Source organism: Ornithinimicrobium faecis (assembly GCF_023923225.1).
Lineage (GTDB): Bacteria > Actinomycetota > Actinomycetes > Actinomycetales > Dermatophilaceae > Ornithinicoccus > Ornithinicoccus faecis.
On record NZ_CP099489.1, the window covers coordinates 2,003,416 to 2,022,144 of the forward strand.

20 protein-coding genes are annotated in these 18,729 nt (G+C 69.9%); 14 read left to right on the top strand and 6 right to left on the bottom strand.

Annotated elements, in window-relative coordinates:
* Positions 1 to 184: 184 nt before the first annotated feature.
* From NF556_RS09220 to NF556_RS09265, 10 genes are all read left to right on the top strand, one after another.
* Positions 185 to 1,447: a substrate-binding domain-containing protein gene (locus tag NF556_RS09220; RefSeq protein WP_252595342.1), complete on the top strand. Its 1,263-nt coding sequence runs from the start codon at positions 185 to 187 to the stop codon at positions 1,445 to 1,447.
* Positions 1,444 to 2,238: an ABC transporter ATP-binding protein gene (locus NF556_RS09225; RefSeq protein ID WP_425607069.1), complete on the top strand. Its 795-nt coding sequence runs from the start codon at positions 1,444 to 1,446 to the stop codon at positions 2,236 to 2,238. The genes NF556_RS09220 and NF556_RS09225 overlap by 4 nt, the downstream gene beginning before the upstream one ends.
* A complete protein-coding gene (locus tag NF556_RS09230) occupies positions 2,235 to 3,005 on the top strand; it encodes an ABC transporter ATP-binding protein (RefSeq protein ID WP_252595343.1) in 771 nt (256 codons plus the stop codon). The genes NF556_RS09225 and NF556_RS09230 overlap by 4 nt, the downstream gene beginning before the upstream one ends.
* Positions 3,002 to 3,877, top strand: coding sequence for a branched-chain amino acid ABC transporter permease (locus NF556_RS09235; RefSeq protein WP_252595344.1), 876 nt, complete (start codon positions 3,002 to 3,004; stop codon positions 3,875 to 3,877). The genes NF556_RS09230 and NF556_RS09235 overlap by 4 nt, the downstream gene beginning before the upstream one ends.
* Positions 3,874 to 5,082, top strand: a complete 1,209-nt coding sequence (locus NF556_RS09240; RefSeq protein WP_252595345.1) for a branched-chain amino acid ABC transporter permease — start codon at positions 3,874 to 3,876, stop codon at positions 5,080 to 5,082. The genes NF556_RS09235 and NF556_RS09240 overlap by 4 nt, the downstream gene beginning before the upstream one ends.
* Complete coding sequence (locus NF556_RS09245) at positions 5,079 to 6,755, top strand: class I adenylate-forming enzyme family protein (RefSeq protein ID WP_252595346.1); 1,677 nt, start codon at positions 5,079 to 5,081, stop codon at positions 6,753 to 6,755. The genes NF556_RS09240 and NF556_RS09245 overlap by 4 nt, the downstream gene beginning before the upstream one ends.
* Positions 6,752 to 7,414, top strand: a complete 663-nt coding sequence (locus NF556_RS09250; protein ID WP_256829624.1) for a TetR/AcrR family transcriptional regulator — start codon at positions 6,752 to 6,754, stop codon at positions 7,412 to 7,414. The genes NF556_RS09245 and NF556_RS09250 overlap by 4 nt, the downstream gene beginning before the upstream one ends.
* The gene (locus NF556_RS09255; RefSeq protein ID WP_252595348.1) at positions 7,411 to 8,145 is read left to right on the top strand and encodes a 3-hydroxybutyrate dehydrogenase; all 735 of its coding nucleotides are present in this window, start codon (positions 7,411 to 7,413) and stop codon (positions 8,143 to 8,145) included. The genes NF556_RS09250 and NF556_RS09255 overlap by 4 nt, the downstream gene beginning before the upstream one ends.
* Positions 8,142 to 9,071 carry an alpha/beta fold hydrolase gene (locus NF556_RS09260; protein ID WP_252595349.1) on the top strand — a complete coding sequence of 310 codons (930 nt, stop codon included), beginning with the start codon at positions 8,142 to 8,144 and terminating at the stop codon, positions 9,069 to 9,071. The genes NF556_RS09255 and NF556_RS09260 overlap by 4 nt, the downstream gene beginning before the upstream one ends.
* Before the next feature lie 104 nt (positions 9,072 to 9,175).
* Positions 9,176 to 10,810 (top strand): glycoside hydrolase family 15 protein, encoded by a 1,635-nt coding sequence (locus tag NF556_RS09265; RefSeq protein WP_252595350.1) that lies wholly within the window; start codon positions 9,176 to 9,178, stop codon positions 10,808 to 10,810.
* Positions 10,811 to 10,875: 65 nt separating this feature from the next.
* On the opposite strand, the gene NF556_RS09270 is transcribed toward NF556_RS09265, so the two are convergent.
* The 6 genes from NF556_RS09270 to NF556_RS09295 form a co-directional block, all read right to left on the bottom strand.
* Positions 10,876 to 11,394: a DUF6328 family protein gene (locus tag NF556_RS09270; protein ID WP_252595351.1), complete on the bottom strand. Its 519-nt coding sequence runs from the start codon at positions 11,392 to 11,394 to the stop codon at positions 10,876 to 10,878.
* Complete coding sequence (locus NF556_RS09275) at positions 11,391 to 11,648, bottom strand: DUF7218 family protein (RefSeq protein ID WP_252595352.1); 258 nt, start codon at positions 11,646 to 11,648, stop codon at positions 11,391 to 11,393. The genes NF556_RS09270 and NF556_RS09275 overlap by 4 nt, the downstream gene beginning before the upstream one ends.
* Positions 11,649 to 11,757: 109 nt before the next feature.
* Positions 11,758 to 12,720, bottom strand: coding sequence for a hypothetical protein (locus NF556_RS09280; RefSeq protein ID WP_252595353.1), 963 nt, complete (start codon positions 12,718 to 12,720; stop codon positions 11,758 to 11,760).
* A gap of 248 nt (positions 12,721 to 12,968) precedes the next feature.
* A complete protein-coding gene (locus tag NF556_RS09285; RefSeq protein WP_252595354.1) occupies positions 12,969 to 13,475 on the bottom strand; it encodes an ASCH domain-containing protein in 507 nt (168 codons plus the stop codon).
* Between the two features lie 44 nt (positions 13,476 to 13,519).
* Entirely contained in the window at positions 13,520 to 13,900 is a 381-nt protein-coding gene (locus tag NF556_RS09290) for a DUF2304 domain-containing protein (protein WP_252595355.1), read from the bottom strand.
* Positions 13,901 to 13,910: 10 nt separating this feature from the next.
* Positions 13,911 to 14,606, bottom strand: coding sequence for a glycosyltransferase family 2 protein (locus tag NF556_RS09295; RefSeq protein WP_252595356.1), 696 nt, complete (start codon positions 14,604 to 14,606; stop codon positions 13,911 to 13,913).
* Between the two features lie 46 nt (positions 14,607 to 14,652).
* Between NF556_RS09295 and NF556_RS09300 the strand changes: the two genes are divergently transcribed.
* Genes NF556_RS09300 through NF556_RS09315 form a run of 4 tightly spaced genes read left to right on the top strand, consistent with a single transcriptional unit; the run spans position 14,653 to position 18,615 of the window.
* Complete coding sequence (locus tag NF556_RS09300; protein WP_252595357.1) at positions 14,653 to 15,249, top strand: N-acetyltransferase; 597 nt, start codon at positions 14,653 to 14,655, stop codon at positions 15,247 to 15,249.
* Positions 15,246 to 16,370: a DegT/DnrJ/EryC1/StrS family aminotransferase gene (locus NF556_RS09305; RefSeq protein WP_252595358.1), complete on the top strand. Its 1,125-nt coding sequence runs from the start codon at positions 15,246 to 15,248 to the stop codon at positions 16,368 to 16,370. The genes NF556_RS09300 and NF556_RS09305 overlap by 4 nt, the downstream gene beginning before the upstream one ends.
* The gene (locus NF556_RS09310) at positions 16,370 to 17,404 is read left to right on the top strand and encodes a Gfo/Idh/MocA family protein (protein WP_252595359.1); all 1,035 of its coding nucleotides are present in this window, start codon (positions 16,370 to 16,372) and stop codon (positions 17,402 to 17,404) included. The genes NF556_RS09305 and NF556_RS09310 overlap by 1 nt, the downstream gene beginning before the upstream one ends.
* Positions 17,401 to 18,615 carry a glycosyltransferase family 4 protein gene (locus tag NF556_RS09315; protein ID WP_252595360.1) on the top strand — a complete coding sequence of 405 codons (1,215 nt, stop codon included), beginning with the start codon at positions 17,401 to 17,403 and terminating at the stop codon, positions 18,613 to 18,615. The genes NF556_RS09310 and NF556_RS09315 overlap by 4 nt, the downstream gene beginning before the upstream one ends.
* The last annotated feature ends 114 nt before the right edge of the window (positions 18,616 to 18,729 follow it).

The following is an 18,729-nucleotide window of genomic DNA, read 5'->3' on the forward strand; positions in this document are numbered from 1 at the left end:
GTGGATTTTTCGCAACACGGCGCGCTCGGCCGAGGGAGGGGAGGGCGGGGGGGTTGACCTGGGGTGATGCCGCCGTGACCACATTGTGACCCGTGTCTGCGTTGACTTGGACGGGCCTGCCCGTTACCTTCGTGTCGAAACCTGAATCACCTTTCAGGTTGCTGATCACACAAAGGAGTGCTCGATGGCACGCTCGTCCCTTATGGCCTTGTCCCTGGCCGCGGTCCTGGCACTGGCTGCCTGTGCCCCGTCGGCCTCTGACGATGACTCTGACGCCGACAACGGCGGCTCCAACGACGACGGTGGCACCACCGCCGAGAACGCTGGCGGCGATGGCGACAGCGAGGACGCCGGCGGCGGTGACCCCTACCCGGTCGGCATCATCTATTCCGAGACCGGCCCGCTGGCCGCCTACGGTGAGCAGTACAAGGCTGGCCTGGAGGCTGGCATCGACTACGCCACGGACGGCACCGGCGAGATCGACGGCCGCGCGATTGAGATCACCTATCGCGACGACGCGGGCAACCAGGACACGGCGGTCGCCGCGGCCAAGGACCTGATCGGTCAGGACTACAAGATCCTCGGTGGCACCATCGTCTCCGGCATCGCGGTCGCGATGGCCGACCAGGCCGAGCAGAACGAGATCCTCTACATTTCTGGCCCCGCAGCTGTCGACGCCATCACCGGCGTCAACGACTACACCTTCCGCTCCGGCCGGCAGAGCCTGCAGGACGTCGCGGCAGCCGGCTCCTTCCTGGAGGGCGACGCCAACAAGGTCGTCGTCTATGCCCAGGACAACGCCTTCGGCCAGGGCAACCTCGCCGCGGTCGACGCAGTGCTCGGGGCCAACGGGGCCGAGGTCAGCAGCGTGATGGTGCCCGAGGACGCCACCGAGTTCACGCCGTTTGCCGCGCAGCTCAAGGACGCCGAGCCGGACATGATCTTCGTTGCCTGGGCCGGCGCGACCTCCGCGAACATGTGGCAGGCGCTGGAGCAGCAGGACGTCTTCGACGTGGCCCCCGTCGTCACCGGTCTCGGTGACTCGGTCACCTTCGACGCCTACGGTCCGGTCGCTGAGAACATCAGCTTCCTGAACCACTACTTCCCGGGCGCCCCGGACAACGAGGTCAACACCGCGATGGTCGAGGCCGTCGAGGAGGCGGGGAGCACCCCCGACCTGTTCACCCCCGACGGCTTCGTCGCCGGTCAGATGATCGTCCAGGCCCTGACCGAGGGCGACGGTGACGTCAACGCGATGATCGACGCGCTCGAGGGCTGGGAGTTCGAGGGCCCGAAGGGCACCACCACGATCCGCGAGAGTGACCACGCGCTGCTGCAGGAGATGTACACCGCGAGCCTGGTCGCCGATGGTGACTCCTGGGTGCCCGAGCTCATTGACACCGTCCCGGCCGAGGACGTGGCACCGCCGGAGGCGTCCGGCAAGTGACCAACACCCAGTCAGGCTCCGGCGCGGGGGCGGCCACGGTCGCTCCCGCGCTGGAGGTCTCGGACCTCTCGCTGAAGATCGGCGGCGCGCAGATCCTGGAGGACATCTCCTTCACCGTGCCGACCGGTGAGATCGTCGGCGTGATCGGGCCCAACGGTGCCGGCAAGACGACGCTGTTCAACCTGATCTCCGGCGTGATGACCCCGACGACCGGGCGCGTGGTCCTGGATGGCCGGGACGTCACCAACCGGTCGGTCACCCAGCGCGCTGTCGCCGGCCTCGGCCGGACCTTCCAGACGTCCTCGGTCTTTCCGGCGCTGTCGGTCGAGGAGAACGTCCGGCTGGCCGCCCAGGTGTCCGAGGGCCGAGCCCTGTCACTGTTCACCTTCCCCCGCCGGGGCGACCGGGCCACCAGCAGGGCACGCGACCTGCTCGGTGAGGTCGGCCTGGGCGACCGGATGGGATTCCGGGCCGGCGACCTGCCGCACGGCGACAAGCGCAAGCTCGAGATCGCCATGCTGCTCGCCACCGACCCCTCGGTCGTCCTGCTCGATGAGCCGATGGCCGGAGTCGCCTCCGGTGACGTCGCCGGGCTCACCGAGGTCATCCGCAGCCTGCACACCGATCACGGCTGCACCGTGCTGATGGTCGAGCACCACATGGAGGTCCTGCTGGGCCTTGTCGAGCGGGTCGCCGTGCTGCACTTCGGCAACCTGCTGGCGATCGACAGCCCCGACGCCGTCATGGCCGACCCCACCGTGCAGAGCGCCTACCTGGGAGAACCCGTATGACGCCCGCTTCCGTCCCCGAGACCACCGCCCCTGAGGCGGTGGCCGGCTCGGGCGACCACATCCTGTCCGTGCGCGGCCTGACCGCCCACGTCGCCGGCCAGCAGGTCGTCGAACACGTCGACCTGGAGGTGGCCGCCACCGGCGTCACCGCCCTCCTGGGGCGCAACGGCGTGGGCAAGACCTCGACGATCAAGGCGATCATGGGTCTGATCGGCCGCTCCGGCACGATCGACCTGGCCGGACAGGACATCTCCACCCTGCCCACCCACAAGGTCGCCCAACTCGGTGTCGGCTATGTGCCCGAGGACCGCGAGGTCTTCTCCGCCCTCAGCGTCAGCGAGAACCTGAGGATCGCCGAGCGCAAGGGACACGACCACCGCTACGAGCTGGTCTATGACCTCTTCCCCGAGCTCAAGCAGCGCGCCGGTCAGGCAGCCGGCACCCTGTCCGGTGGCCAGCAGCAGATGGTCTCGCTGGCCCGCGCGCTGCTCAACGACAACCGGGTGCTGCTCGTCGACGAGCCGACCAAGGGCCTGGCCCCCCGCCTGGTGCAGGAGGTCGGGCGCGTCCTGGCCCGCGCCGCCGAGGTGGTCCCCGTCCTGCTCGTCGAGCAGAACCTGCAGGTGGTGCGCGACCTCGCCCACCACGCCGTCGTCCTTACCGGCGGCCGCAGCGTCCACCACGGACCGGCCGCCGAGTTCCTGGGCGACCCCGACCTGACCCAGCGACTGCTGGGCGTGAGCACCGGAGCGGAGGGATCGATATGAGTGAGGTCATCCTCCTGGCGGTCACCGGCGCCGGCCTCGGCGCGATCTACTTCCTGGTCGCCAGCGGCCTGTCCCTGATCTATGGCCTGATGGGCGTGCTCAACTTTGCCCACGGCGTGTTCCTGTCCCTCGGAGCGTTCCTCGGCCTCGAGGTGGCCCAACGACTGGGCGCCTCGAGCTGGACCGGGTTTGCCGTGTCCCTGCTCGTCGGTGCCCTCGCGGGCGCCGTCTTCGCGGCCCTGACCGAGAGGGTCCTGGTCCAAAAGCTCTACAACCGGCACATCGAGCAGGTGCTGGTCACCGTCGGTCTGGGACTGGCCGCCGTCGCACTGTTTGACGGCATCTGGGGCACCGACCCACGCTTCCCCCGCGGCCCCGCCTGGCTCGATGAGACCAGCACGATCGGCGGCGCCAACATCCCCAACATCGTGTTCGTGGCGATCATCGCGGCCGCGGCCGTGCTGGCAGCCATCGTGCTGTTCCTGAAGCACACGCGCTACGGCATGATCATCCGCGCCGGCGTGGAGAACCGCTCCATGGTGACGGCCCTGGGCATCGACGTGCGCAACGCGTTCACCCTGGTCTTCACCATCGGTGGTGCCGCCGCCGGCATCGGCGGGGTGCTGGCCTCGCACCACTTCGGCTATGTCTCACCGATGCTCGGACAGACGCTGCTTATCTTTGCCTTCATCGTCACGGTGATCGGCGGTCTCGGCTCCCTGATCGGTGCCGCTGTCGCCTCCGTGCTCGTGGCGCTGCTGCAGCAGTTCGCCAACTTCTATCTGTGGGGCACCGGGGACTTCGCCGTGGTCGTCCTGCTGGCCCTCGTGCTGCTCACCCGACCCTCCGGCCTGATGGGGAGGAAGGCATGACTGCCATGAACACGCAGAAGGCGGACGAGAAGGTCCAGGGCAAGGTGGCCGCGATGCGCAAGGCCGCCAGGGCGCCGCAGGATGGCCCGGGCTCCCAGGGCACGCGCTCCCGACTGCTCGCCCTGATCGTGCCGGTCGGCCTGGTGGTGCTGCTGGCCTGCCTGCCGCTGCTCAACATCTCGATCCCGGGCGTGCTCCCGGGCGCGACCTACACCCCGGGCACGCTGCACATGCTGGCCCTGGCCATGGTGATGGCCGGCGTCGCGCTGTCCTATCACCTGCTCTTCGGTGTGGCCGGGCTGCTCTCCTTCGGCCACGCGCTCTACTTTGGCCTCGGTGCCTACGGCCTGGGCATCGTGATGGAGAAGCTCGAGCTGGGCCTGGTGCCGGCAGCGCTCGTCGTCATCGTCGCCGGGCTGGTCATGTCCACGATCCTGGGCGCCGTGTCCCTGCAGGTCACCGGCATCCCGTTTGCGATGGTCACGCTGGCCTTCGCGCAGGCCGGGTTCGTCCTGGTGCGCAAGAACCCGGGCGGGCTCACCGGTGGTGAGGAGGGCATGCGCCTGCCCACCGACTATGTGCCCGACTGGCTGGTGGGCGTGGCCGACACGCGCAACCTCTATTGGGTGGCCCTGGCCGCGCTCGTGCTGGCCTTCGTCATCGTGACCTGGGTGCAGCGCAGCCGCGCCGGCCACGTGGCCGAGGCGGTCCGCGAGAACGAGCTGCGCGTGCAGGTCCTCGGCATGCGGCCGTTCCTGGTCAAGCTGGCGATCTTCGTGTCCGCCTCGGTCATCGCCGCCGGCATGGGCATGGTGCACCTGCTGCTCAACTCCGGTGCTGTGCCGCACACCATGAGCGCAGAGTTCACCATCTCGCTGCTGCTGATGGTCGTGCTCGGCGGTGTCGGATCCCGCTGGGGTGCCGTCGCCGGTGCCTTCGTCTATGTGATCCTCAGCCAGCGCCTGGCCGTGCTCGCCCAGTCCTCGGCCATCGACGATCTGCCTGCGGTGCTGGCGATCCCGCTGTCCGAGCCGATGTTCATCCTGGGCACCATCTTCATCCTCGTGGTTATGTTCCTCCCGGGCGGTCTGGCCGCCCTGGGGCTGCGGGTGCGTGCCCTGTTCTCGCGGCGCGCGAGGGCCGAGCTCGACGAGGGCACGCGCACGCCCGGCGAGCTGGTGCAGGAGGATGGTCAACAACCATGAACAACGACGTGACCAGCCACGGTGGACCCCACCATGGCGCGCCCGGACCGCACACCCTGGGCCGCTGGCCGACCGACCGTGCGCGACTGCACCCGGACCGGGTGGCCATCGTCGACCGCGGGGTGGAGCTGACCTATCGCGACCTGGACGAGCGCTCCCGTGCGCTCGCCGAGGCGTGGCGTCGGGCCGGCTATCGCCGGGGGGACCGCGTGGCCACCCTGGTCGGCAACAGCGCCGAGCACGTGATCGCCTTCTTCTCCTGTGCCAGAGCGGGTCTGGTCCTGGTGCCGCTGTCCTGGCGGCTGACTGCTCCTGAGCTGACCGACCAGCTCACCCAGGCCGACCCCGCGGTCCTGCTCGTTGAGGAGGAGACCGAGACCCTGGCCCGTGGCGCCCTCGCCCGGGTCGCCGCCCCCGTGCCCACGGCATACGTCGGGCAGGTCGGGGTGGAGGCCCCGGTGTCCGCCCCGTGGCACAGCAACCACGACAACACCGCGTATGCCGAGGGGCAGCTGCCCCTCGCAGCCGCCGGTCGGCCGGGGGCACGGTTGGACCAGGCCGGCCCCGTCCAGGACGAGGACCCGCTGCTGATGGTCTTCACGTCGGGGAGCTCCGCGCGACCCAAGGCCGCCGTGCTCACCCACGCGTCCTGCTTCTGGACCAATCTGTCCCTGTCGCGCACCCTCGAGCTGGACGAGACCGACGTGGTGCTCAGCGTGCTGCCGCAGTTCCACGTCGGGGGGTGGAACATCCAGCCGCTGCTGGCCTGGTGGACCGGTGCCACCGTCGTGCTGGAGCGGTCCTTTGATCCCGGGCGCGCGCTCTGCCTGATCGCCGAGCACAAGGTGACCACGATGATGGGGGTGCCGACGCACTATGCGCGGCTGTCCGAGCACCCCACCTTTGACCGCACGGACCTGACCGCGTTGCGCAGCGCTGTCGTCGGTGGGGCCCCCATGCCGGCTCCGCTGCTGCGGATCTTTCACCAGCACGGGGTCGCGCTGACCCAGGGCTATGGGCTGACCGAGGCCGGCCCCAACGTGCTGTGTGTGCCGCCGCGCCACGCGATGGACCGCGTCGGCTGGGCTGGCGTGCCCTATCCGCACGTCGAGGTGGCGTTGGCCGACCCGGCCACCGGTGCGCACCTGAGCGGCCCCGGCACGGGCGAGTTGCTCGTGCGTGGCCCGGGGATGTTCGCCGGCTATTTCCGTGATGAGCCGGCCACCCGCGCGATCTGGCGGGACGGCTGGCTGGCCACCGGTGACGTGGCGACGCGCGACGACGCCGGATATCTGCGGGTCGTGGACCGACTGCGCAACATCTATATCTCCGGCGGTGAGAATGTCGCCCCCGCCGAGGTCGAGGCCGCCCTGCGGATGCACCCGGCCGTCGAGGACGTGGTCGTCGTCGGTGTCCCGGACACGCGGTGGGGGGAGCGCGGCGTCGCTCTCGTCGTGCGCCGCCCCGGAGTCGTGACCGACGCCGCCGACCTGATCGAGCACTGCCGCGAGCGGCTGGCAGCGTTCAAGGTGCCGACCGCGGTGCACTTCGTGCGGGAGCTGCACTACGGGTCCCTGGGCAAGGTCGCTCGCGAGGCGGCCCTGGAGGCCGCCCTGGCGGCCGAGGACGCCGGTGCCACCACGGCATACGTGCGTCCCGGAGGTCTGTCATGACCGCCGGGGGAGGCGCGCCACCGGTGGACCGAACCGCGCGCACGCCCCGCGGTGCACGCACCCGGGCCAAGTTGCTGACCGCTGCCGAGGAGGTCTTCGCCACGGTCGGCTATCACGAGGCCTCGATCGTGAAGATCACCGAGGAGGCCGGGGTTGCTCTCGGCACCTTCTACACCCACTTCGAGGGCAAGAAGGAGATCTTTGACACGGTCGTCCTCGACCTCTCGCAGCGGGTCCGGCACGCGATGAGCGAGGCCTCGACCGGGGTCGATGACCGCCTCGAGGCCGAGCGGGCGGGGTTCCGAGCCTTCTTCGCCTTCACCGCCCAACACCCGGCGCTCTATCGGATCATCCGCCAGGCCGAGTTCGTCTCGCCGGAGGTGATGCGTCGGCACTACGACAACATCGTCGACGGCTATGCCTCCGGCCTGGAGTCGGCGCGCTCGCGCGGAGAGATCCGCGATGTCGACCCGGTCGTGGCGGCCTGGGCCCTGATGGGGGCCGGTGAGCTGATCGGGATGCGGTGGGTGCTGTGGGAGGACGCTGACGCGATCCCCGAGGCGGTCTATGAGGGGCTGATGGACGTGATCCGTGGCGCGCTGGCGCCGACCACCACGGCAGGGACAGATCCGGGGAACGACGAAGGGAGAGTGCGATGACCCGCACCGCAGTGGTCACCGGGGGTGCCAGCGGCATCGGCGCCGCGATCGCCGTGCAGCTGGCCAAGGACGGGCTGCATGTCGTCGTGGCAGACCGGGACGAGGCCGCGGCCGACCGACTCGCCGCGCAGATCGGCGGAGAGAGCTGGGTGGCCGACCTGTCCGACACCACGGCGCTGGAGGACCTGCACCTGGAGTGCGATGTGCTGGTCAATAACGCTGGGGTGCAACGGGTTGCGCCGATCGAGGAGTTCTCGCCCGAGGACTTCCGGTTGATCCAGCGGCTCATGCTCGAGGCGCCCTTCCTGCTGACCCGGGCTGCTCTGCCGCACATGTATGAGCGGGGGTGGGGGCGCATCATCAACGTGTCCTCGGCCCACGGGCTGCGGGCGTCGGCCTTCAAGGTCGCCTATGTCGCGGCCAAACACGGTCTGGAGGGGCTGTCCAAGGTGACCGCGCTCGAGGGCGCCGCCCACGGGGTGACGTCCAACTGCATCAACCCCGGCTATGTCCGGACCCCGTTGGTGGAGAAGCAGATTGCCGATCAGGCGGCGACTCACGGGATCCCCGAGGAGGAGGTCATCGAGAAGATCATGCTGACCCGCTCGGCGATCAAGTCGCTCATCGACCCCGAGGATGTCGGCGCCCTGGCCAGTTTCCTGGCCAGCGACGCGGCGGGCATGGTCACGGGTGCCTCCTATGCGATGGACGGCGGGTGGACGGCGCAGTGACCACACAGATGCTGCCCTCGCTGGCCGCGGTGGTTGGCGACCGCTATCGCTCGCACGAGGTGCCGGTGCGAGGTGGACTCCTGCACGTCGGGGTGTGGGAGCCCGAGCGAGAGGACCCGCACGCGCCCACGGTCCTGGCCGTCCACGGCATCACCGCCTCCCACGTCGCCTGGCCGCTGCTCGCGCAGGCTCTTCCCGGGGCACGGGTCATCGCGCCCGACCTGCGGGGCCGCGGGCAGTCCCGTGACCTGCCCGGGCCCTATGGGATGCGCAGCCACGCGGACGACGTCGCCGCGGTCCTGGACCACTTCGGCGTCACCCAGGCCGTGACGGTCGGGCACTCGATGGGGGCGTTTGTCGCCGTCGTCCTCGCCGATCGCCACGAGGACAAGGTGAGCTCCCTGGTGCTGGTGGATGGTGGCATGCCGCTGCTCCCGCCCGAGGGGGTCGCGCCGCAGGACCTGTCCCAGGCGATCCTGGGCCCCGCTGCAGACCGGCTGCGGATGACCTTTGCCGACCACTCGGCATACCGGCAGATGTGGCGAGAACACCCCGCCTTCCGCGAGTGGACCGAGCTGACCAGCGCCTATGCCGACTATGACCTGGTCCCGACCGGTGACGGGGCGTTCCAGCCGGCGACGCGCGTCGAGGCACTGGATGAGGACATCGCTGAGCTCGTCGAGGGCGACTCGCTCCTCACCGCGCTGGCCAACCTGCGCCATCCCGCCTCGTGGCTGCTCGCGCCGCGGGGGCTGATGGACGAGGTCCCGCCGCTCTATCCGCAGTGGGCACGGGAGCACTGGATCGCCGCGCACCCGCAGCTGGCGGTGTCCGAGGTTGAGGATGTCAACCACTACACGATCGTGATGCTGGAGCGTGGGATGAGTCAGGTCGTCCCGCACGTGCGGGCTGCGCTCGGGCGCTGAGCTCTCCGCCGCGGCGGGTGGAAAAATCACGATCCGGCAAGCGGTGATGACGATCCGATAACGGCCGGTGCTCCTGGCGCCGTCGGCCCCTAACGTTGACCGCGATGTCCGCCCGCCCCACGATCGCAGGCTGGGTTGCCGCGGTGGCGCTCGGCATCTTTGTGGTGCTCACCGTCCTGCCCCCGCGCGGTGGCCCGGTCGCTGGCCTCTCCCGCAGCGTGGACCCCGACCTGGGCCAGCTGTTGTGGCCGTGGCTGTGGCACCAGGCCGACCCGCGGCTGCTGCTGATGATCCCGCTGCTCGTCGCCGGCGCCCTCCTGTGGCACCGCCCCCGGTGGCTCGCGGTGGCTGCGGTCCTGCCGGTCGCGGTCGAGGCCTGGCAGTTCCTCGTGCCCGCGGTGGGGCAGGCGGCCGCAGCACGGGACGTTGCCCACTCCTGGATCGCCCTGGTGACCGGCGCGGTGGGTGCGCTGGTCGCGACCTGGCTGGTGCGCGGTGGACGTCGGTTGCTGGGCAGCCCGCGCCGGACCACGCGCGCTCTCGTGCCGGTCGCGCTGGCGACGTTTGCCCTCGTGGTCGCCCCGGCTGTCTGGCCGTCCGGTGAGACCCAGGCTGTCGCCGACCCGACCGAGGCCCAGGGGCCGCTGCTGGGTGAGGACTTTCACGGTGGCGACACGATGCCTGTGGCGGTGGCCGAGTGGGTCGGTGAGGGCACGGTGCCCGGCGCGGGAACGGCGCACGAGGAGATGGCCCGCGTTGCCCTCTGGGACCTGCGGCTGCTCACCCAGGGGCTCGACTCTGGCGCCCTGCCCGCTGCTGGCCCTGCCCCGAAGTGGGACTACTTCTGGCCGCGCGACGGCGCGTTCGTGGCGGTGGCCCTGGCTCGGACCGGGCACGCGCAGGAGGCGGCGCAGCTGCTGGACCAGCTCTCCGGTCTCTATCTTGATCCGCTCTATGGGTTCGATGCCCGCTATCTGCTGGACGGCGAGCGCGTCGTCGTCGACCCGCGCGGTGCCCAGGTCGACGGCTGCGGGTGGGTGCTGTGGGCGATCGGGCAGACCCGGGAGGCCACCGTGCTGTCGGACACAGTCGACGACCTGCGCGACCGGTGCACGGACCAGCTCCTGCGTGCCACGGGAGGCGGCACCCAGCTCGCGGCGCCCAGCCCGGACTACTGGGAGCGCGCCACGTTTGAGCGGCTGCTCGGTGCCAACGCGCCGGTGGTGCTCGGGCTGCGGTCGGCTGCGGCAGATCTGCGTGTGACGGGTGATCAGCAGCGTGCCGAGACGGTCGCCGAGGCGGCGACGACGCTGCGGCAGCGGGTGGGTGAGCACTTCGGCCCAAACTTTGAGCGCACCTCGCGCGGTGGGGGACTGGACGCCTCGGCAGCGATGCTCATGCCGCCCTTCGACCCCGAGCCACTGACCGGGGTGCGCGAGGCGTGGCAGGGCTATCAGGACGGTGCTGCCCGTCCGGGTGGGGGCCTGGCTCCGGGCGTCGACTGGAAGCAGGATGGTGTCTCCTGGACCCCGGAGGTCGCGCTGGTGGCCTACACCGCCGCGGCCGACGGCCAGACCGAGCTGGCGCAACACTGGTTGGACTGGTTGGACGCGCACCGGGCGCCGTGGGGCTCCCTGCCGGAGAAGGTCGGCCCCGACGGGGAGCCCGGAGGGCCGGCACCGCTGGGGTGGACCAGTGCCCTGGTGCTGCTCACCCTCGTGGAGTTGGACCTGCCCTGACGTTGTGGTCGCCAGCGGCCCCAACGATCGGCGCGCAGACCGCCGGGGGCGGGGCCCTGGGCGGGTCAGTCTCCGGCGTGGACCAGCAGGTGGGCCAGGATGACGAAGACGGTGGCACCTAGCAGCACAACCGCTCCCACGATGATCGCCGGCACCGTGCCGAGGACGATGTCGAAGATGAGCACGGCCGTGCCGGCGAGCATCAACACGACACCGGCGATCACGACGCGCAGGATCTGGTGGCCCAACTCCACGGTCTCGCGTTTCATCCTGCGCCGGAACAGCGTGCGATGCAGGCTGACCGGGGCCAGGCCCAGGGCTGTGGTCGTGACTCCCAGGACGACCAGCACGAGATAGACGGTGCGCTGGAAGGTCGTCAGATCCGCCATCCGGTCCTGAAAGGCCGCAGCCAGCAGGAACCCGGTCATGATCTGGGTGCCCATCTGCGTCACCCGGATCTCCTGGAGCAACTCGACCCAGTTGCGGTCGTATCGTTCCTGGTCGGTCTCGTGCCGCCCCTTCGCCTGGGGTCGTTCCGGCTCTGGGGAGTCGTGCTGCTGCCGGTCGTCCGGCGGGTCGGTCAATGCGACCTCAGGGCATCGATCAGTTCGTCCTTGGTGAGGTCGCTGTAACCCTCCAGGCCAAGCTCCTTGGCCCGCTCCTTCAACTCCTCGACCGTGCGGTCCTCATAGTCCTCGGCCTCTCCACCGCGGCTGCCGACCTCGTCACGGCCCTCGGCGGCTGCCGCGTTGCTGATGCGCGCCGCCTTCTCCTTGGAGTTGCCCTCCTCGCGGAGAGACTCATACATCTCCTCGTCCTTGATCGAGCTCTCACCCATCTGGCACCTCCTTGGTCACCCACCGCAACGCGGCAGGTGCCTTCCAAACTACGACCACGTATGCGGAGGCGCACCCGCTCAGCGGACCTCGTCGAGGTGTTGGCCCCGGTCAGCCGGGGATCTGCTCGCCGGAGCGCACTGTCCACGGAGCGGGCACCGGATCGGGCACCTCGCCCTGCAGTGGCAGATCGAACTCCTTGACCTCCCTGGTCGGGCGGTCGATCCCGAACAGGTGTGCCTCGCGTCCCTTGCCACGGGTGCCGCGGTCCCAGGCGATGCCCTGGCCCTCGACCCCGGGCAGCTCGACCGTGGCCAGCCACTCCAGCTCCGCGCCGGCCCGTGGCAGTTGCATCACATAGGCCTCGGCCAGGTCGTGCCCGGTGAGATAGAGGTTGCCGTCCGGTCCCCAGGAGCCCCCACTGTTGGACATCGGAGCAAAGCGGTCCAGGATCGGCCGCGGCACGACATACCCCGCCTCGACCTGGAAGTCCGCGTCCATGCGCACGATCTGGGTGTTCGGGTTCTCGCCATAGATGCGGCCCTCGTGCTCGTTGTCATAGTTGGCGAAGCCAGCCCACCACGAGCCGTCGTGGTGGTCGAGCCAGGTCAGCGAGCCGCGGTCGATGCCGATCGGGTGGCTGTCCACGTGCTCCAGCGTGCGGGCGTCGAAGACCTCGATGGAGCTCTCCATCGGCCACTCCGGATAGTTGGAGTGCGCGGCATAGATCTTGCCGTGCACCACGACACCGCTGTCGAGGTGCTGGATCGGGCCTTCCGGCTCACCCACGAACTGCAGGACGCGCTCACCGGTGCGGCGGTCGATCTTGGTGATGCTGCGGTTGTTGATCGCATAGACGTGGGTCCGGTCAACGGCCACGCCCTGGTTGGCGTCGAGTGCCGAGAACGACCCGACCGGCTCAGCTGCGAGGGTGACCGGCTCCGGCTGCACATAGGCGGCCGGCAGAGCGATCGAGGTCGGCTGCACAGCGGGGCCAGCCGTGCTGGGCAGTATGCCGAGGGTCAGGGCGAGTGCACCGGCGGCGGTGGTGGCGACGAGCTGTGTGGTGCGCATGAGGGTGTGCCTTCCTGCAACGAGGACTGGGGGTGGGGCCAGCCTCGGGCGCGCAGGTTGCGCACACCCGACGAGCCGCCGACGCCGCGACAACGCAGGCATGGCGGCTAGTGGGCAGCTTGCTCTCGGAGACGTCGGCGGTCGGTCAAGAGATCGCCCGCGCGACGGCGCACTCAGGCGCTCACGCGCTCGGTGGGGGTGAAAATCAGGCGCTCACGCGCTCGGTCGGGGTAGGGGTTGGGTGTGGGTCAGTCGGTGCCGGTGTCTGCGGCGTACAAGACCGTGAACTCCTCGAGGATCACCGGCAGGTCGTCGGTCACCGGGGCACCGTCGGCGGAGCGCTCGAAGAAGCGGCGGTGCACGTCGCGCCAGTGCTCCACGCTCAGGTCGCCCTCACCCTCTGCTGCGGCGTGCGCGGCATCGACCTCACCGAACGGCACGGTGCGCACGGCCGTGGTCTGGATCAGGGCCCGCGGGTGTCCCTGACCGTCGGTGATGATCGACAGGTCGCCCTCCTCCGGCTCGCGCTCCTCGCTGTCGGCATAGTCGCGTTGGGCCGACGAGGTGGCGGTCTTGGTGCCCTCGAGCACCAGGGACAGCAGCTCGTCGGCGTCGTCCGGGCCCGCGCCAAAGGACCAGGCCGGGGGAGCCAGCGACTCGCGGGCGTTGACGCCCAGATAACCGGGCACCCGGTTCACCTTGGCGCGGACTCGGGCGTCCTCCCAGAAGGACTGGATCGGGTCGTCGGTGCTCATCACGGCCTCTCGCTCGGGGTGAGCCAAACCCTAGCGGTCGGTGGTCAGCCCTGCTCGCGACCGGCCCCGTCGGCGCGGCCGGGGGCATCGCGCAGCGCGTCGCTGAGCGCGAGGTGCCGGGCCAGCACGGTGTTCTGCTGCTCGAGGTGGCGCATCCGGCGATAGCTCGCGGCGACATAACCGAGGAAGGTGATGGTCAGGCCATAGAGCAGCAGGTCCGCGCCTCGACCGACACCGACCCAGCCGGCGACCGTGGTCAGCGTCGGTGGGAACAGGATGGCCATGGCCGCCAGCAGGACGAAGCCGACGAGCAGCAGCCGCCGCACGGCCTGGTGGCGGGCACCGGCGGTGGAGCGGGTGAGCAGCACCGTGACGCCGACAATCCCGACCAGCAGGATGACCTTGATCAGTGGTTGGTCCAGCATGGCTGCGCCCTCACTTGACGATCGTGTCGATCAGGATGTTGATGGAGTTCATCAACGACTGCCCCTTGGAGCGGGAATAGTCGGTGTAGACGATCAGCACCGGGTGCTCCGTCCACGACAGCTTGGTGCGCGAGAGCTGCAGCACGATCTCGGTGGCGTGGGCCATCCGGTTCTGCTCCAGGTGCAGGCCCGCCGCGGCGTCCCGGCGAATGACCCGGAGCCCGTTGTGGGCGTCGGACAGGCGCAGCCCCGTCTGCATGTTGGTGATCCAGACCGCGCCCTTGAGGACGATCCGGCGCAGGAAGCCGGGTTTGGTGCGCCCGTCGAGGAACCGGGAGCCGAAGACGATGGCCACATCCTCCTCCCGCGCGCGCTCGATCATGGCGACGGCATCCTCGACCCGGTGCTGACCGTCGGCGTCGAAGGTCACGACATAGGTCGCGTTGGTGGCGCGCAGCACATAGTCGATCCCGGTCTGCAGGGCGGCACCCTGACCCAGGTTGAACGGATGGGTCACCACGACCGCGCCAGCATCGCGCGCCGCCTGCCCCGAGCCGTCCGCGGAGTTGTCGTCGACACAGACGATGTTCGGGAAGGTCTCCCGAGCGCCAGCGATCACGTCAGTGATCACGGTGGCCTCGTTGAAGAGCGGGATCACGAGCCACGCATCCTGGATCGGACCGGCGTCCGGTGGCGTTAGGCTCATGGCTGCATTGTCTCCCACACCCGCTTCAAGACCCTGGAGGACACCGGTGGCGACACGCATCGCAGACACCGCCGACGTGGCGGATGGCGCCACGATCGGCGACGGCAGCTCGGTGTGGCACCTGGCCCAGGTGCGCGAGGAGGCAGTCCTGGGGGAGGGCTGCATCATCGGTCGCGGTGCCTACATCGGCACCGGGGTGCGACTCGGCGACCACTGCAAGGTCCAGAACTACGCCCTCGTCTATGAGCCGGCCGTGCTGGCTGACGGGGTCTTCATCGGACCAGCGGTCGTGCTGACCAACGACACCTTCCCGCGGGCGATCAACGCCGACGGCAGCCTCAAGAGCGCCGACGACTGGGAGGCGGTCGGGGTCACCATCGAGCGCGGGGCCTCGGTCGGGGCCCGGGCCGTGTGCGTCGCACCGGTGACCATCGGGGCCTGGGCGACCGTCGCGGCCGGCGCCGTCGTCACCAAGGACGTGCCCGACCACGCCCTGGTCGCCGGTGTCCCGGCGCGTCGCATCGGCTGGGTGGGGGAGTCTGGTCGCCCACTGAGCGACGATGGAGACGGACGCTGGACGTGCCCGGTGACCGGCACGGCATACGAGCAGACACAGGACACCCTGCGGAAGGTAGTGAAATGAGCGAACTGGCCATGATCCCGGCGGCTAAGCCGATCATCGGGGACGAGGAGCGCGAGGCCGTCGACCGTGTCATGCGGTCGGGGATGGTGGCGCAGGGCCCGGAGGTCGCGGCCTTCGAGCAGGAGTTTGCTGACCAGTTGGTGGGCGGGCGCACCTGTGTCGCAGTCAACTCGGGCACCTCGGGGCTCCACCTCGGGCTGTTGGCAGCGGGCGTCGGGCCGGGTGATGAGGTCATCGTGCCGTCGTTCACCTTTGCCGCGACGGCCAACTCGGTCGCGCTGACCGGTGCGACCCCGGTGTTCGCCGACATCGAGCGCGACACGTTCAACCTCGCGGCGGAGAGTGTGCGGGCGGCGATCACCGACAACACCGCCGCGATCATGCCGGTCCACCTGTATGGCCACCCGGCCGACATGACCGCGTTGCGCGAGGTTGCCGACGAGGCGGGCGTGCAGGTTTTCGAGGACGCGGCTCAGGCGCACGGCGCGCAGTATGCCGGGGCACCGGTCGGCAGTTTCGGCACCTTTGCGATGTTCAGCCTGTATCCGACGAAGAACATGACCTCCGGTGAGGGCGGCATGGTCTCGTGTGAGGACGAGGAGATGGCTCGCGGGATCCGGCTGCTGCGCAACCAGGGCATGGAGGCGCAGTACGCCAACGAGATCGTGGGCCTGAACAACCGGATGACCGACATCCACGCCGCGATCGGGCGGGTGCAGTTGACCAAGGTCGGGGCCTGGACGGCCAAGCGGCAGGAGAACGCGGCCTGGTTGGACGCGAACCTCAACGGCATTGCGGGGGTCGTGGTGCCGCCGGTGCGCGAGGGCTGCACGCACGTCTATCACCAATACACGATCCGTCTCGATGGTGTGTCCGGCCAGGAGCGGGACCGGGTCGTTGCCGCGCTGCGCGAGGAGCACAAGGTCGGGTGCGGGGTCTATTACCCCACACCGAACCACGAGTTGGTCTCGCTGCACCGGTTTGCGCCGGAGCACGAGCTGCCGGAGACCGCGCGGGCCGCTGCTGAGGTGATCAGCCTGCCGGTGCACCCCTCACTGTCCCAGGACGACCTGGACCGGATCGCTGCGGCCCTGACCGCCGTCGTGACGGCAGGTGCCTGATGACTGACCAGAGGCAGGGGCAGTCCGGGGCAGCCGCGCTGCCCGAGGGCAAGACGATCCGGATGGGCCTGATCGGGCTCGGTGCGATGGGCCGGCACCACGCCCGGGTGATCCGTGAGGTCGAGGGCATGGAGCTGGTGGCGGTGGCCGATGCCCAGGGTGACAAGCACGGTGTCGCCGGGGGCCTGGAGGTCCAGCCGGACGTCGAGTCGCTGATCGCCCAGGGCATTGATGCGGCGATGGTGGCCGTGCCGACCTATCTGCACGAGCCGGTGGGGCTGGCGCTGGCCCAGGCCGGGGTGCACGCGATGATCGAGAAGCCGATCGCCGCGACCTACGAGGAGGGCGAGCGGGTCGCCGCCGCGTTCGAGGCCGCCGGGTTGGTCGGTTGTGTGGGCTATGTCGAACGGTGCAACCCGGCCCTGCTGGAGATGCGGCACCGGATCGAGGCCGGTGAGCTGGGCAACGTCTATCAGATCACCACCTCGCGGCAGGGTCCTTTCCCGGCCCGGATCGCTGACGTCGGCGTGGTCAAGGACCTGGCCACGCACGATGTCGACCTGACGTCCTGGATCGCTCAGTCGCCCTATTCGCTGATCAGCGCGCAGGTGACCCACCGCTCCGGGCGCGAGCACGAGGACATGGTCGTCGCGTCCGGCCGGTTGCAGAACGGCACCATCGTCAACCACATCGTCAACTGGCTCTCGCCGCTGAAGGTCCGCGAGACCGTCGCGACCGGTGAGAAGGGCTCCTTCATCGCCAACACCCTCTCCGGCGACCTGACCTTCGTGGCCAACGGTGACGTGCGCTCCGACTGGGACCGCGTCACGGTCTTCCGGGGCGTCTCCGAGGGAGACTCGATCCGTTATGCGATCGCCAAGCGTGAGCCGTTGCGGGTGGAGCAGGAGAACTTCCGGGACCGCCTGTGGGGCAAGGAGTCCGAGTCGGTCAGCATGGCCGAGGGCGTGCACGCCCTGAAGGTCGTTGAGGCGGTGCTCGAGTCCGCGAGCACGGGCACCACCATCACCCTGTGACCGCCCGCGAGCACATCACCCGGCGTGCCCGCCATGTCGTGCTCACCACCCGGATCTTCGCCCCGGAGGCTGCTGCCGCGACGTTCCGGCTGACGGAGGTCGTCCGGGCTCTGGTCGACCGCGGGGCGCAGGTGCGCGTGCTGACCAGCGCCCCGCCACCAGGTCAGCGTGCGAGTGACGCGACCGATGTCCCGGGTGCGCAGGTGCGCCGGGCGCCCGTCCTGCGCGATGCGGGCGGCTACGTGCGCGGCTACCTGCAGTACATGTCGTTTGACCTGCCCCTGGCCCTGCGGTTGCTGGTGACCCCGCGCCCGGACGTCGTCCTGGTGGAGCCACCCCCCACCACCGGAGCCGTGGTGCGCGTGGTCACCGGCCTGCGCTCCCTGACTGGGCGCCGGGTGCCCTATGTCTATTACGCCGCCGACGTGTGGTCTGACGCGTCGGAGTCGGTGGGCGCCCCTGTTGCCGTCGTGGGCATCCTGCGCTGGGTCGAGCGGTTCGCGCTGCGCGGCGCACAGGGTGTGCTCGCGGTGTCCGACGGTGTGGCGGAGCGGGTGCGTGGGTTGGGGGCTGACCCGGTCACGGTGGTGCGCAACGGGATTGACACCACGCTGTTCACTCCGCAGGGCCAGGTTCCGGAGGACGCGCCCAACGCCCCCTTCCTCGTCTATGCCGGCACGGCCTCGGAGTGGCAGGGCGCCGAGATCTTCGCCGAGGCGATGCCTGAGGTGCTCGAGCGCGTGCCGGGTGCTCGGCTGGTCTTCCTGGGCCAGGGGAGCTCCTGGCCGGCCCTGCAGCGGATCGCTGCGGACCTGCCACCGGGGACCATTGAGCTGCGCCCCCTCGTCCCTGCGGTGGAGGCTGCCGCCTGGCAGCGCGCCGCGGCTGGGGCGCTGGTCTCCATCAAGCCCGGCCTGGGCTATGACTTTGCCTATCCGACCAAGGTGCTGGCCGCTCTGGCCTGCGGGACGCCGGTCGTCTATGCCGGGCCGGGACCCGCTGCGGCGGACCTGACCGACCACGACCTGGGGGAGGCCGTGGGCTATGCCGTGGCTCCCGTGGCCGAGGCGATGGTCTCGGTTTTGCGTGCCCATCCACTGCCCCAGGCCGAGCGGGAGCGACGCGCAGATTGGGTGCGAGAGCACCGATCCCTTGCGCAAACAGGGCAGGAGGCGGCAGACTCGGTGCTCTTGACGGTGGGAACGTCCTAGGGGGCGGGGTGCAGCACGCGGGTTGGCTGACCCCCCGATGGTCAATCGCTTGCCGTCAGGTCAACCAACTGACACCTGTTGTCCAGACACGGGGTGGGTGCACGTCACTCGCTC